Annotated in this window: 12 protein-coding genes and 2 pseudogenes; 3 read left to right on the top strand and 11 right to left on the bottom strand. The window is 40.2% G+C overall.

All coding sequences use genetic code 11. The features are described 5' to 3' along the window. Positions 1-172: 172 nt before the first annotated feature. Both AC4HAI_RS01645 and AC4HAI_RS01640 read left to right on the top strand, forming a co-directional pair. A pseudogene (locus AC4HAI_RS01645) lies at positions 173-1,082 on the top strand (cation diffusion facilitator family transporter); the annotation flags it as partial. Positions 1,083-1,231: 149 nt separating this feature from the next. Continuing rightward, positions 1,232-1,372, top strand: a pseudogene (locus AC4HAI_RS01640) (cation-efflux pump); the annotation flags it as partial. Between the two features lie 50 nt (positions 1,373-1,422). Here AC4HAI_RS01640 and AC4HAI_RS01635 read toward each other — a convergent pair. From AC4HAI_RS01635 to AC4HAI_RS01590, 10 genes are all read right to left on the bottom strand, one after another. Next, complete coding sequence (locus AC4HAI_RS01635) at positions 1,423-2,271, bottom strand: amino acid ABC transporter substrate-binding protein (protein ID WP_491110167.1); 849 nt, start codon at positions 2,269-2,271, stop codon at positions 1,423-1,425. A gap of 12 nt (positions 2,272-2,283) precedes the next feature. Then, positions 2,284-2,913 (bottom strand): amino acid ABC transporter ATP-binding protein, encoded by a 630-nt coding sequence (locus AC4HAI_RS01630; protein ID WP_491110166.1) that lies wholly within the window; start codon positions 2,911-2,913, stop codon positions 2,284-2,286. Positions 2,914-2,922: 9 nt separating this feature from the next. After that, positions 2,923-3,564 carry an amino acid ABC transporter permease gene (locus tag AC4HAI_RS01625; RefSeq protein ID WP_491078331.1) on the bottom strand — a complete coding sequence of 214 codons (642 nt, stop codon included), beginning with the start codon at positions 3,562-3,564 and terminating at the stop codon, positions 2,923-2,925. 228 nt (positions 3,565-3,792) lie between these two features. Further along, positions 3,793-4,125: a zinc ribbon domain-containing protein YjdM gene (locus AC4HAI_RS01620; protein WP_491110165.1), complete on the bottom strand. Its 333-nt coding sequence runs from the start codon at positions 4,123-4,125 to the stop codon at positions 3,793-3,795. A 26-nt stretch (positions 4,126-4,151) separates the two neighbouring features. Beyond that, complete coding sequence (locus AC4HAI_RS01615; RefSeq protein ID WP_491110163.1) at positions 4,152-5,483, bottom strand: McrC family protein; 1,332 nt, start codon at positions 5,481-5,483, stop codon at positions 4,152-4,154. Next, complete coding sequence (locus AC4HAI_RS01610) at positions 5,467-6,852, bottom strand: McrB family protein (protein ID WP_491078328.1); 1,386 nt, start codon at positions 6,850-6,852, stop codon at positions 5,467-5,469. The genes AC4HAI_RS01615 and AC4HAI_RS01610 overlap by 17 nt, the downstream gene beginning before the upstream one ends. 224 nt (positions 6,853-7,076) lie before the next feature. Further along, positions 7,077-8,222 carry a mannitol-1-phosphate 5-dehydrogenase gene (locus tag AC4HAI_RS01605; RefSeq protein WP_491078327.1) on the bottom strand — a complete coding sequence of 382 codons (1,146 nt, stop codon included), beginning with the start codon at positions 8,220-8,222 and terminating at the stop codon, positions 7,077-7,079. Between the two features lie 15 nt (positions 8,223-8,237). Further along, positions 8,238-8,675 carry a PTS mannitol transporter subunit IIA gene (locus tag AC4HAI_RS01600; protein ID WP_491078326.1) on the bottom strand — a complete coding sequence of 146 codons (438 nt, stop codon included), beginning with the start codon at positions 8,673-8,675 and terminating at the stop codon, positions 8,238-8,240. A gap of 3 nt (positions 8,676-8,678) precedes the next feature. Further along, entirely contained in the window at positions 8,679-10,631 is a 1,953-nt protein-coding gene (locus AC4HAI_RS01595; RefSeq protein ID WP_491110162.1) for a BglG family transcription antiterminator, read from the bottom strand. A gap of 42 nt (positions 10,632-10,673) precedes the next feature. Further along, a complete protein-coding gene (locus AC4HAI_RS01590; RefSeq protein ID WP_491110161.1) occupies positions 10,674-12,548 on the bottom strand; it encodes a PTS mannitol transporter subunit IIBC in 1,875 nt (624 codons plus the stop codon). Positions 12,549-12,804: 256 nt separating this feature from the next. On the opposite strand from AC4HAI_RS01590, the gene AC4HAI_RS01585 reads away from it, so the two are divergent. Continuing rightward, a complete protein-coding gene (locus AC4HAI_RS01585; protein ID WP_491110159.1) occupies positions 12,805-13,101 on the top strand; it encodes a bacteriocin immunity family protein in 297 nt (98 codons plus the stop codon). An 88-nt stretch (positions 13,102-13,189) separates the two neighbouring features. Here the strand turns inward: AC4HAI_RS01585 and glmS are convergent, their stop codons facing one another. Further along, entirely contained in the window at positions 13,190-15,001 is a 1,812-nt protein-coding gene (gene glmS / locus AC4HAI_RS01580; protein WP_491110157.1) for a glutamine--fructose-6-phosphate transaminase (isomerizing), read from the bottom strand. Positions 15,002-15,056: the final 55 nt, after the last annotated feature.

The raw sequence follows: 15,056 nt of genomic DNA, 5'->3' as shown, positions 1-15,056 counted from the left end.
AGCTTACAATCCAAGCGCCAAATCCCTTAGCTACCTAAAGTTTAAATCCAACAAGAAATAAGAATCCATGCCTAGAACGATTGATTTTGCCCCCACTTCCTTATCTCCTCCCCTATCACGACGGGGGCAATTCTGGTATAATAACTAAACCAATACTAAAGGAGAGCAAGCTGTGACTGAAAAAATAGACAATATCAAACAAGCTAGACGGGGGCCTATTCTTAGTATCTGCGCCTATATCCTTTTGGCCAGCGGAAAGTTGCTTGTAGGACACTATTTAGCGTCCTCATCCTTAATTGCTGATGGTTTTAATAACTTCTCCGACATCCTCAGCAATGTCATCTTGCTAATCGGCCTATATCTCGCTAGCCGACCTGCCGATGAAAACCACCGCTTTGGGCATTGGAAAATTGAGGATCTCTCCAGCCTCATCACTTCCTTTATTATGTTTCTAGTTGGTTTTCAAGTCTTGCTTCAAACCATCAAAAAATTGCTAGCCGACCAAAGCACCCCCATTGATGCCCAAGGAGCCATAGTCGGCTTAATATCAGCCAGCCTGATGCTTTTAGTCTATTTTTACAATAAACAGCTAGCCAAAAAGGTCAATTCCAGCGCCCTCCTAGCTTCTGCCAAGGATAATTTATCTGACGCTTTAGTCTCTTTAGGAACATCTATCGCCATTATTGCCAGCTCACTTAAGCTCCCTATTATTGACCGTCTGGCTGCCATCATTATCTGCTATTTCATCTTAAAAACAGCCTATGACATTTTTATTCAAGCAACCTTTAGTCTGTCAGATGGCTTTGATGACCAAGAATTGCTCAAATATGAGAAAGCCATTCTTGAAATCCCTAAAATTACAGCGGTCAAATCACAACGTGGACGTACCTACGGTAGCAATATCTTTTTGGACTTGGTGCTTGAAATGAACCCTGATCTGTCAGTCTACGAAAGTCATGCCATTACCGAACAAGTGGAAGACCTCCTCCATCATCAGTTCCAAATCTATGATGTTGATATTCACGTCGAGCCAGCCAGTATTCCCGAAGATGAAAAAGAAGAAAATGTTTACAATAAACTCCTTAGCTACGAAACAGAGATCCTGTCAAAACTATCTGACCATCTGGACCTCCTAACAGAGTCAACACAACTCATCGACCAGGAGGGCTCTACTAGTAAAGGAAAGGCTATTGCAGACCACTGGCAGCCTTCTTCCAATCATTTAAAAAACTTCCAAATGACTTCCATCAGTCAAAAAACAAAACTAGTAACCTACCAAGTCAGCCAAGAAAGCCATACCAGTATCTGGCGTCGCCATGAGCGTTGGCAACTGATCTTTCACCAAATCACATCCAAACAAAAAGCAAAATGAGGCTGGGAAATTTCCCGGCCTCATTTATTATGATCACTTGAATAAGCCTTTTACGGTTCTTTGACCTCTTTAGTTGCAATGTCTTCTCCAAACCAGCGGTCTGAAATTTTCTGGAATTTCCCTTCCTGATACAGGTCACTAAAAGCTCTATTAATATTTTTAACCAGAGTCTTGTCAGCCTTACGGGCACCAACAGCAAAATTTTCAGACTCATAACCAGCTGGTGTCAGATTATACCGATCCAACTTCCCTTCTTGTTCCAGGTAGTAGTTGGCATAAACCCGGTCAATCAACAGTCCATCGAGACGATTGGCATCCAGGTCAATCATAGCTGTCGTGAAGGTGGCGTATTGAGTCGCCGTTTTATCCTTGACCTTATCCTTTAAGAGCTTGGGCTCAGCATTAAAAGCATCAAATCCTGATGATCCAGCCTGAGCACCTATGCTCTTACCAGACATACCAGCTATTGTATCAATACCAGATGATTTTTTGGTAATCACGACTTGTTCATTAACCATATAAGGATCTGTAAAAGCAAGGACTTGTTTGCGATCATCTGTTACAGAATAACCATTCCAAATCAGGTCAATCGTTCCATTATTAAGCTCAGTTTCTTTCATGTCCCAATCTATAGGCTGCCATTCAACAGTAATCCCATATTTTTTAAAGACAGCATTAGCTAAGTCAATATCAAATCCATGGTAACTACCATCTTTTTCCTCAAACCCCATAGGGACAAAGGTAGCATCAAAACCAATTGTAATCCGCTTTTCTTGGACATAGGTCTTCCACTGATCACGCTGAGTTGCAAAATTAGAACGGGAACTACAAGCCACTAATACCGTCGAGCAAAGCAGGAGCAAGAAGGATAGACCCAATAATTTTTTTATCATTTTCATAGATCACCTATTTCATTTAGGATTAATCGTCAAAATTTCATCTGCAATATTTTTCGCAAACTGCATATCGTGAGTAATAACAATCTGGGTAATACCTGTGTCACGATTTTGCAGAATGAGTTTTTCTACTTCTTGTCTCAGCTCTGGATCCAAGGCCGATGTCGGTTCATCATAACCAATGATCTTAGGATCAATCATCATAGCACGCGCAAAAGCAACCCGCTGTTTCTGACCACCAGATAAAGAATAAGGATAGACATTAGCATGCTCCTCAAGTCCAAGTGTCTCCAGCAGTTTCTGAGCCTTTTTAACAGCTTCGTCCTTAGAGATTCCCATCGTCTTAACCGGAGATAGGGTGAGGTTTTCCAAGACCGTCAAGTGAGGAAAGAGTTGAAAATCTTGAAAAACAAAGCCTAAAATATTCTCTGTTTCCAAATGACTCAAAGGAACCTCTTTCCCTTGATAGAGAACTTGACCAGCATCGATTGTTTCCAGACCAGCTAACATACGTAAGAGAGTGGTCTTACCACCACCAGAAGGACCAACAATCGCCAAGATCTCTCCTTCCTTGACTGTTAAATTGAAGTCGGTAAAAATCTTATTTTGGCCGAATTGTTTTGAAATATTTTTTAAAGTTAACATACGACCTCCCTATTTATAAAAATTAAATTTTTTCTCGATACGCTTAGATGCTAGGGTCACTACACCAACAAGAACTAAGTAAATAGCTCCGGCTACGAACATTGGCGCCAGAGTGGCATCACGATTAGCAGCGGTACGGCTTTCTAGAAGCAGATCACCCACACCCAGAACGTAAACCAAGGATGAATCCTTCACCAAGTTAATGACTTCGTTGAAGACGCTGGGAAGCACAATCTTGATAACCTGTGGCAAAATGATATAACGAATAGTCTGAAGCTGGCTAAATTTTAAAACACGTGCAGCCTCATACTGCCCCCTAGGAATGGCATCAATCCCCCCTCTAAATATCTCCGCAAAATAAGCAGCATAATTAAGCGTAAATGCTAAAATTGCAGCTGGCAAGCGATCGAAGACGATACCCACACTTGGCAGAACATAGTAAAAGAAAATCAGCTGAAGCAAGAGCGGAGTCCCACGCATGACCCATACATAGATCGTCAACAACCAATTCAAAGGTTTAAACTTGAGCTGCATCAAGAATGCCAAAATAATTCCCAAGGGAATGGATAAAATAATAACAATGCAGAAAACCTGCAAAGTGACTAGAGCCCCATTTAAAAGAGCGGGGAGAATTTCCATTACATACGCCATAATAACTCCTCGATAGATGATATGACTTATTATACCAAATTTTCTGACAATCAGATAGAGTATTTATTTTTATTCAATTTATAGCAAAAATATACAAAAAAGCCAGACAGAATGCCTGAGCCTTTTGCATCATTTCCCCTAAGGATAGACAAATCAACAGAAAAACACCAACTGACTTCTTAGCCACGATCACTGTAGCAGCTGATTTTTATCCAGCTTCTTGTAAACTTAGGATTTCTTTACGAATTCTGCCTTGAGCTTCATAGCTCCAAAGCCATCAATCTTACAGTCAATATTGTGATCACCATCAACCAAGCGGATATTCTTAACACGAGTCCCTTGCTTTATATCCTTAGAAGCCCCCTTAACCTTAAGATCTTTAATGACAGTAACACTGTCACCATCTGCCAAGCGGGTACCATTGCTATCAAGCACAATTAAGCCCTCTTCCTCAACGACTTCATTTGGATCCCACTCGTAGGCACACTCAGGACAAACCAGCAGAATTCCGTCCTCATAGACATACTCCGAGTTACACTGGGGACAATTTGGTAAAGACATGTATTTCTCCTTAATCATTAATACCACTATTTTACTGTAGGATTGGAGTTTTGGCAAATGGAGTCAGATAATTGCCTTTGAAAGATCTCTTCTGCCTCCTTCATGACACTACTGAAATCCTGATAGCTAGTCTGTTCTTGAGGAATAAAGAGGCCGAGCTTTTTCAATGTTCCGCCGTAACCTGCAAGTCTTCCGATATAGTGATCAGCTTCTCTTTCAGTACTTGGAAATAGCAAACCGGCTGCCTTAGCTTCTAAAATATAAGTATAGCTAATCAGCTGAAACAAATCTTCCCGAGCAATGCCTTTCTCAGTCTTTTCCAATCGCTTATATTTAGCATCTAAAACAATACCTGACTGACGGCTGTAAAAGTCTGGATAAACTGTTCTTGTCCTGTCAGAAAAAGCAGAAATACCACCTGTACTAGCCTTATTCTGCGGGTGCTCGAAATCCTTCCCAAGCAAAGTCGCCAGATACTCCTCCCAGAGCCAGGCGACATCAAAAAGAAGACCGTGGATTTTTTGATGGGATTGATCCAGCCCATGCCTTTCTCGACATAAAATCATCAGGCAAAGCCGCTGCAAAGTCCGATACTCATGATAGTAAGCATGTCGGATAGGTTTATTTTGATTTTCTCTGATGATCTTAGTCCTATCTGAAAATCGATAACCGGGCGTTACCCGTACAATTTCAGCTATATTTTCCTTAACTGAAGATGAGCTGGATAAAAGTGCTCTGCCATTGGGAACCGTATGCTGAATAAAGGCAATGGTGTGGCGAATCAGCTGCATGAGAGCGTTATCAAAGGAAAATTCCCTAGTTGAATAAGCTATTTTTCCTGTAAAAGGCGTGTTCTGCTTAATATGCTGGGCAACTTCTATTGTCCCTTTGACATGACTGTCATTGTAGAAAAAGCGTTGATATTCCTTATACAGCCCCTTGCGCAAGGCTGCTTCAAGATATTTGGGAAAGAGATAGACCAATAGCTGGTACCAGCTATCTTTCTGAGACAGGCCGACATCGAGACTAGTCAGATTGAGCTGCAGCACCTTTTGCAGCATGTAATGCAAGAAATAGTCATCTTCCCCAGTGGCAAAACGTGAATGAATGCTCAAGCGCTCCTCCCCACAGCCCAGAAAGCCGATGATATTGTGCGTTTTAATCTGACCGTCAACTGTCTCTAGCACCTTGCCGTCTTTTTCCAAATCGAAAGAATCCTGTAGATCATGCGGAAAAATAAAGAGATTACCCTCTGTGGAAAGACCTTCCAACTTTCTATCCAGCAATTTTTCTGACAGCTGAGGGTAAGAAGTTTCAAATTCAGACCTAGCTACTGAATCATTATCCGTCAGTCTCATCTGACTCTTCCTTTGTTACTAAGTTGTAGGCTTCTTCTAACTTTTTCAGCTTTTCTACCTCATCATAGGAACCACGCAAGTAATCTTCCAAAAGCGGCTCTAAATAGTCAGACCAAAGTACACCATAATCGTAATCAAGATCTTTCAGTTTCAAGAAATACGATGGACCAATATGATAGTGACTGCTGAGACCATCAGTCCGAGAAATGGCATTGTTGAGGTTAGTCAGTCGTGCCTTTGCTTCCTCAGCATAGTCTCCCAATGTGTCATCCAATATTTCCAATCTATCCTCAGCTTTCACCTCAACAAACCTAAAACGCCGGCGCATAGCAAAGTCAAAAGTATCAACGGAGCGATCTATATCGTTCATGGTGCCAATGATATAGACATTCTCAGGAATATAAAATCTCTCATCCCTTTCATGTAAATTAGCATATTGGGTTGATACTGCACCCTTCTCCCCGCGGTAACTCGGATCAATAGCGAAAAACAACTCTCCAAAAATCTTTGAAATCTCTCCGCGATTGATTTCGTCGATGATAAAGACGAAGTTTTTGTTTAGATCTTCTCTTGCTTTCTTACAGAATTCCTTAAAAATCCCATCCTGCAATTCAAAACCAATTTGACCATCAGTACTTGAGACAGGGCGCAACCCTTCCACAAAATCTGTGTAATCATAGGATGGGTGAAATTGCACAAAACCGATTTGGTCATCATTCCCTCCAGTCAGCTCCTCAGTAATATGCCTAGCAAGATAGGTTTTCCCAGTACCCGGCGCACCACGGAGGATGAGGTTGTGGGAATTTAATAAAATATTAGCATTTTTACTATAAAATGTAGATGGATTTTCTTTTACTAGATTTTCTCTAGAACTGACTAAGCCTCTATATGCTTCTGTTTCTTTAATATGCATATATTCGTCAAAAAAATTTCTTAAATTCAAATTTGGATCCCTATCATTAAATAAATCTAAATCTTCTATGTTAGCTGCTATTCCTGTTGGTAAATCTTTTTCCCCGTTTTTCCAAATAACAGCTTTTACCGAAATAATTTTGCCATTTTTAAATTCAAATCTTAAATTTGCCCATAGCCCCTCCACCATATGATCTACAGAAATATCATAATTTATATAAGGTACTTTTGTCTCTCCATCTCCACTTTTAGGACCATAGGAACCTGTATTAAATAGATGACAATGAAATTCAATATCGGCAATCGTTACAAAAAACATTCGATTTCCATCTCTATATTCGCTATTTGGTAAATCCACTGATAATAATTTAGTTTTCTTATTCTCTGTTTGATTTTCATTCGCCTGTTCTACAAATCTCCTAAGTAAGTTCTTAAATTCCTTATAACTATTGGACATATCAAATATTCTCTCTGGCTTTCTTTTGGTAAATTTTGCTGCTATATTGAAAATTTCTACTTTACTGATGAGACAACATAACTTATTCTAGCATTTCTTCTTTAACTTTATATTAATTTCTGAAAATTTAATATTTTGCTTAAAAATTACTTTTCAGAGCATAAAAGGCTCATAAAAAAAGCAAGCTAACATTTTAGCTTGCTTTTGACATGGCTGCTAATTTTTTAAATTGCAGTAACTGCATCTTCAATCTCTTTAATGAGCTCCTGATCCTTAAGGCCTGTGACTTGAGCGATGACTTCTGGTAGAGACTTGTCAGTCAAGAGTTCTTGCAGCTCAAGAGATTGCGGGTCTTCAGCATCATGATATTTGAAGACAAAGGCGACGGTTTTTAAAAGATTGTCATAGGAAAGCCCCCGCTCTTTTAATTCACGGATAGGGCGGATAAAGCGCTCATCAAAACCCAGTTTACGAATTGGCGTCCGGGCAACACGGGTCACGTCGTCGACAATATAAGGATTTTCAAAGCGAGAGATGATGACCTTATGATAATCAACTAAGGCTGTTTCATCAAAGCGCCATTTAGCCATCAAGAGACTGCGGATCTCTGCTAGAACTGCTTCAACATTGGCTTTAACCCTTTCGTTTTTAAGCGCTTCAAGGATGGTCTGAGCGCTATAGAAAGCACCAGTATAGGCAGATGTTGCATGACCGGAGTTGACTGAGAAGAGCTTGCGTTCAATGAAAGGTGTTAATTCTTCTTCATAATGCACGCCCTCCAGTTTTAACGCCTTATTTTTCATACGACCTGTTTCAACAACCCATTCTTTGAAGGGTTCAACCACCACAAAAAGAGGATCTTCATGGCTTTGTGCCGGAACAATACGATCAACAGCCGCATTTGGAAAACCGACATATTCCTTAGCATAGGTCAGACCAGCTTCAGATAAGTACTTCTGCACTTCGGACCAGAGGAATTCTGACCCACCAATCATATTTTCACAGGCCAAAACATCAATAGCCTGCTGATTACCAGCAGCTTGGCGGGCTTCGATCCCCTTGGCGACCAATTCAGCGATAAGCGGCAGGATATTAGGACCAATAGCTGTCGTGATCATATCTGCTTGCGCAATAGCTGCCACGACAGCCTCTGGATCTTGAGCATTATTGATACCACTGACACCTGACACAGCGATATGACGCTGGCCATCTTCCGCAATTTCAATCTCGTAACTGTGGCGCTCATTGAGTGCATTGATAATAGCTTCGTTAACGTCAACAAATGTAATGTCAAAACCATTTTCAAATAAAATCTCACCAATAAAGCCCCGACCGATATTTCCGGCACCAAAGTGTACTGCTTTTTTCATCATAAACCTCTTTTCTTACTCAACGCCATTTAACAAACGAATAATAGTTTCTTCTGACTGAGCATCTGCCAGTTTGACAACATTATCGACATCTGCACAGAAAATCGAAATTTTCTGAATCAACTCTAAGTGTTCATCACCGATACCAGCGATTCCAAAGAGAACTGTTGCAATTTGGGGGTCTTCTTCTGTTCCAAAATTAACGCCCTTAGGGACTTGGACAACACTGATGCCTGTCTTTACTACTGACTTTTTAGCATCGTCGGTACCGTGGGGAATAGCGATGAAATTTCCCATGTAGACAGATAGCTCTTGATTACGTTGGATCATAGCTTCGATATAATCTTCATCAACATAACCACCATCTGCCAGCAGACGGCCGCAATAACGAATGGCCTCTTCCTTAGTGTCGAACGCTTGACTCAATTTGATTAACTGTTTTTCAAATTCCATAGATTAACTCTCCAACTCTTTAATGGTTTCTGTGAAAATTTTATTTAATAATTGATAGATGATTTCCTGATTACCCGTTTTGTAAATTTCCGTATAGAGGTGATTCTCAATAATAGACTGACCTATAGCTGACATTAGAGCTTTAATTTCCTTAGAACTATCTAACTTGGTCAACATGACTAAAATCCGACTCACCTTCTCCCGGCTATTATCCATGGAGACTACTTCTATTGGAGTAGCCAATTCATAGACCACAAACTGACTGACATCAACAGTATGAGATTGCGTATGAAGTAGGGCTAATCCTGTCTCTGGAATAGCAAATGGGCTAATCTCAAAGCGCTTCAATAGCTTATTTATCAGATAAGAAGAATCATTGATCCCTTTAAGCAGTGGCACAATTTCTGAAACAGTCTTTTCAAATGTCTCGCTGTTATCGATCTGCTCTAGATAAAATTGTTCTAAAATCTGACGACTCGCCCCCAAATAATCCTTGAGCACTGTCTGACCAGCCAGCTCAAAACTCTGCTCACGGCGCTCATCACGCTCCAGTTGGACCCTCTGCAGTCTTTCCTGAAGACGTAAGAGTTCAGCATTATTAGGAAAGCTAGCAATCACATCAATCCCCTTTTGATCAGTTGGACTAGTTGATAGGACATAATCATACTGATCTAAATCTTCGACAAGAAAATCTTGTGTACGCTTAACTTGGATGGATTGGATAAAGGGAGCAATAGATTTAATTCTGGTAAGAAGTAGCTCCGTTGCTAAGGGACGTTGATCCGTCAGCATAAGCACCTGGATAGGATAAATATCAGGACTTCGCCTTAAGCTGGATGCAAAGTGCAAGGTGATCAGCTCAAATTCTGCTTCCGTTTGAATGTAAGCTGGAAACAAATCTTTAACAACCTGCCTAATAAGGCGATGCAAAAAGTCATTTTGAAAGGCAACGACATGAGCTATTGAGGACACCGATTGATCAGGAAAAAGATTAGGCACCGCCAAGCTTAAACGAAGATGATGGAACAAAAATTTAAACAAGGTCTTATCTTTGACAAAATTAATCTTTGTAAAAGATGATAATTTATCAATAAGATTCGTCACACTGTAAAAATAAGGACTGTCAAAATTTTCTACATACAAAGGATTGTCTTGCCGCTTGATATAAAGACTGTCTAATTGACTGGCCCAGTACAGAATCTCATCGCTTTTGTAAACATCACCTGAAAGTCTAGCCAAACTGTAAAAGAGATGTTGTGACAACTCCACAGCCCGCTTACTGATATGGTGCACTGTAGAAACCTGACCAAATTGATTAGAAAGGCCTAAGAGAATCACAAAAAATTGAAGCAATTTTGGATCCATATCCGGAATAAGTCCCTGATTTTCCTTAAAAGCCTTCTGAGCAAGCTTAATCGGCTCAGTAAGAGAATCAGGTAGACTTTCTAGCCTGCCTTGATAAAAATCATCAGTAGTTAGGTCATGAGTCAATAAAACAGCTAGTAAATAACGCCTTTTCTCAGAATCTAGGATCAACAGATAACCCTGTTTTCGCTCAAGGCTAACATCAAAGGACTGCAAACGCTCCTCAATAGCATTAATATCTTGAATAATCGTGACATTGCTAACACCAAAACGCTCTTGGAAATACGCATTGGTTAAGGCAGAATCACTCAATAATAAGTCACGTGTAATCAGACTCAGACGTTCACTGCGGCTGTAATTCTCCAGAGTATAAAGTCCACTTAATTTTGATAGATCACCAGCTAGAACATACTTCTTATGATCTTTTATCAGATCTATATTCAACTGTTTTAAGCTATTCGTTAGCTCAGACAACACTCGATAGGCTGTTCTTTGTGAGACACCTAAAATCTTTTGACTGTCATCAACCGAAAGCTTTCCAACCTCCAGGAAAGCTTTAATCAATTTTTCTTCACGTTTATTAAATATCATGGCCTCATTATACACTACTTTAGCTAACAAGATGCTATAGCCTTATTTATGCATCCGATCAACCATCTTGTCATACTCTGGTGTAGTCACCAAACTATCAACAACTAAGAACTGAGCATCTGGCGCAAATTTTTGAGCATCTGATTGATTGGCAATAGAGGTAATAATCAGGATATTTTTAGCATTGAAGTTACCCAACTGAGCATTAGCTACCTTGGAAATTGGAATACCGATTCCATTTGCCTTAAAGATCACCTCTAAAGTCGCTTGTCCCATAGTCGCTGACCCTTCTGCAAGTCCATAAGCAAACACAGCTTCGTCAATATAGTTTAAATCAACGCCATCACGATCGGCTTCATTAGTTTGAGTAACAGTTGTTGCACCTCCTTGAGCCTCACCAGCCAAGAGACTGACAATTTCATCATATCTAGGTGTTGCTAAGAAATTATCAACCATTACATGGGCTGCACTTGGTGTTCGCTCTGCTGCACGAGCAGCCAACTCTTCTTGAGTGACAATCAAGGTATGATCTTTATCAGTCAAGTTAGATATAGCCATATTAGTCACTGGAATATCCAGACCTGATTTCTTCACCTTATCACGCAAGATAGAGGCACCCATAGCTGAGCTACCCATACCCGCATCACAGGCAAAGATAATTTGCTTAATATTATCACTCGTAATAGCATTTGAATCAGGCAGTGCAACTTCTTCAGACTGCCCTTTTGATTCTGCCTTAGCCGCCTGAGTCGCTGCTTGAGCTTCTTCCAATGAAACGTCAGACTTATCAGCCTTCAAAATAATTGCTCCGATAAGGAAAGAAACGACTGTCGCAACCAAAATACCACCTAAAACTGCCAAATGCGCACCGATCCCCTTAGGAGACATTAGCATAATAGCAATGACAGAGCCAGGAGATGCAGGCGACTTAAGCCCGGCATCCAGAAGCTGGAAGGTAAATGTCCCTGACACACCACCGGCAATGACAGCTAAGAACATAGCTGGTTTCATCATGACATAAGGGAAGTAAATTTCATGAATACCACCAAAGAAGTGGATAATCATTGCTCCCCATGATGAAGATTTAGCAGAACCCTTACCAAATAAAGCATAAGCAATAAGAATTCCCAAACCAGGACCAGGATTGGCTTCAAGCAAGAAGAAGACCGATTTACCCGCTTCTGCCACTTGCTCAGTACCAAGTGGCGTAAAAATACCATGATTAAGAGCATTATTAAGGAAGAGAATTTTGGCAGGTTCAATGATCACATTAGCCAATGGCAACAAATGAACTTTTACAATAGCCTCAACTCCTTGACCAACCCATTCTGTCAAAGTCGCAACAATGGGACCGACACCAAAATAGGCAACCAACATCAGACCAAAGCCGATAAGACCAGCAGAGAAATTATTCACCAACATTTCAAAGCCAGTTTTGACCTTAGGCTGAACAACTTCATCAAACTTCTTGATACACCAAGCCCCTAGAGGTCCCATGATCATAGCACCGACAATCATAGTAACATTGGGTTTACCATTAGCCACAATATCTGAATATTTAGTGACAAATTCACTGGCAGACATAGTCGCCGGATCCAGTCCACTGATCAGACTATTGACCATCAAGCTACCTTGGGTACCAGTGATAGCACCAAAAGTGGCAATAGCACCAACAACACCTCCGCGGTGCTCATAAATATTCTTACCACCTGTAAATCCAATCAAAGTTGGAATCAAATACACCAACATAGGATTAACGATTAGGTTGAGTTGTGGATTTGGCAAATAACCATCCGGAATAAACAAGGCCGTCAAAACACCCCAAGCAATTAAGGCTGGAATGTTTGGCATAACCATATTAGAAAGCGCAGTCCCCAACTTTTGGATTCTGAGCTTCAAAGAATTACCTTCATTCATAGATAAATCCTCCTTTTTCTATGAGTCTATTATAGGAGAAAATTTTTTGCCATAACACTCAAATTTTGGCAAAAAAAATTTGTCATAGCCTCTCTTCTTCAATATCCTAACCATTCATGACAAAATCACTACCGTTCATGACATGACGCCCACAAATAGATCAAAATAGATTATACTAAATCAGAGATTAAACCTATCCATATCCTATAAGAGTTAAAATCCTAGTAATGCAGTTGCTTAGAAAGAAGGAAATCATATGGCTCCACTAAAATGGTTTGCAGGCAGCGAGGAAAGACAAGATCTTGCTCTATCCACCCTCAAAAACCTGATTAAGGAAGTAAGAAAAATAGAGGACAGTCAGGCCTTACAAGAAGTACTAAAAACTTATCAAAGAAAACTAGAAGAAAGACAAATGCCAATTCCTGCTATTTTAACTGGCTTCAATATCGCAGTCTCTAAAGTTCTAAGAGAAAATCACATCCTATTGACTAATCAAGCAGAAGAATATCTAACCACAATTAGAAAACTCTCTTATATTAGATATGGGTACTAATAGTTAAGAAAAACGAGATCCTAGCGCAGCTGGATCTCATTTTTTATTAGAAAACGATCTCAACATCAGATTGAGATCGTTGATACTATTATTCAACTGTAACCGCCTTAGCAAGATTACGTGGCTTATCAACATCCAAACCACGCTGTAAAGAAGCATAATAAGCAATTAATTGTGTAGGAATAACCATGGAAATACTTGCTAGATAAGGATGAACCTTATTGACAACAATATCATCACCATCTTGAGCTAGTCCTTCCTCTACAATCGTAAGGACATTAGCCCCACGTGCTGCAACCTCTTGAATATTACCACGAGTATGAGCCGCAACCTTCTCACTCGAAGAAATCAAGGCTAATACAGGTACGCCTTCTTCAATCAATGAAATGGTTCCATGCTTTAATTCACCTGCCGCAAAACCTTCACATTGAATATAGGAAATTTCCTTTAACTTCAGCGAAGCTTCCATCGCCACATAATAATCGTTACCACGTCCAATATAGAAAGCATTACGACTATCTGGAAGAAGGGCAGAGACCTTATCGGCAATAAGATCTTTTTCAGAAAGTGTTGACTCAATAGACTGTGCCACAATAGATAATTCATGCACAAGATCAAAATCAATAGCTTCTTGCTTACCATTAGCCTCACCAACAGCCTTAGCCAAAAAGGCAAGTGCTGCTATCTGAGCTGTGTAAGCCTTAGTAGAAGCAACCGCAATTTCAGGTCCAGCATGCAGAAGCATAGTATAGCTAGCTTCACGTGATAGAGTGGATCCCGGAACATTGGTCACTGTTAAGCTTGGAATTCCCATCTCATTAGCCTTAACCAATACTTGACGACTATCTGCTGTTTCACCAGACTGGCTGAGCAAAATAAACATAGGCTTTTTGCTCAAAAGTGGCATATTGTAACCCCATTCTGAAGCAACTCCGAGCTCAACAGGTGTATCAGTCAATTGCTCCAGCATAGACTTAGCTGCAAAACCAGCATTGTAAGAAGTACCAGCCGCCAAGATATAAAGACGATCAGCTTCTTGAACTGAGGTAATAATATCCTTATCGACTGTCATCTTACCAGCCGCGTCAGCATAAGTGTTGATTAACTTGCGCATAACAGTAGGCTGTTCGTCAATCTCCTTGAGCATATAAAATGGATAAGTTCCTTTACCAATATCGGAAAGATCCAACTCTGCTGTATAGCTAGAGCGTTCCTGAACCTTACCATTATAATCCTGAACCTCTACACCGGATGCTTTTACAATAACCAATTCTTTATCATGAATTTCCATAAATTGGTTTGTTTCACGGATCATAGCCATAGCATCGGAACAGACCATATTATAACCATCTCCCAGACCAATCAAAAGAGGAGATTTGTTTTTAGCAACATAAATAGTCTCTGAATCCTCTGAATCCATAAGCGCAAATGCATAAGATCCTTCAATAATAGACAAGGCTTTCTTAAAAGCTTCAAGAACAGGTAGCTCATCTTCTTCAACAAACTTACCAATCAAATGAACAGCAATTTCAGTATCAGTTTGCCCTTTAAAATCATGACCAGTCAAATAAGTTTCCTTGATAGTCAAATAGTTTTCAATCACACCATTATGCACCAGGGTAAAACGTGATGTTTGGGATTGATGTGGATGGGCATTAACTTCGCTAGCTGGTCCATGAGTTGCCCAGCGTGTATGACCAATTCCTGCTGTTCCCTTGGTATCTCCTACCTTTTCTTCCAATTGAGCAATTCGCCCAACTGCTTTAATCAGATGATTAGACTGCCCATCGGTAACATAAATACCAGCAGAATCATAACCACGGTATTCTAATTTTTCCAATCCTTGAATCAAAATATCTGTCGCATTAGCATTACCTACGACACCAACAATTCCACACATACAATTAATCGGCAGAATTAAACTGCCTCTCCTTTTTAATTTTATCCTTAATTGG

The sequence above is a fragment of the Streptococcus sp. ALY_208 genome (assembly GCF_058314295.1).
The sequence above is the reverse complement of the archived record's forward strand: the minus strand, read 5'-3'. Positions and strand labels throughout refer to the sequence as shown.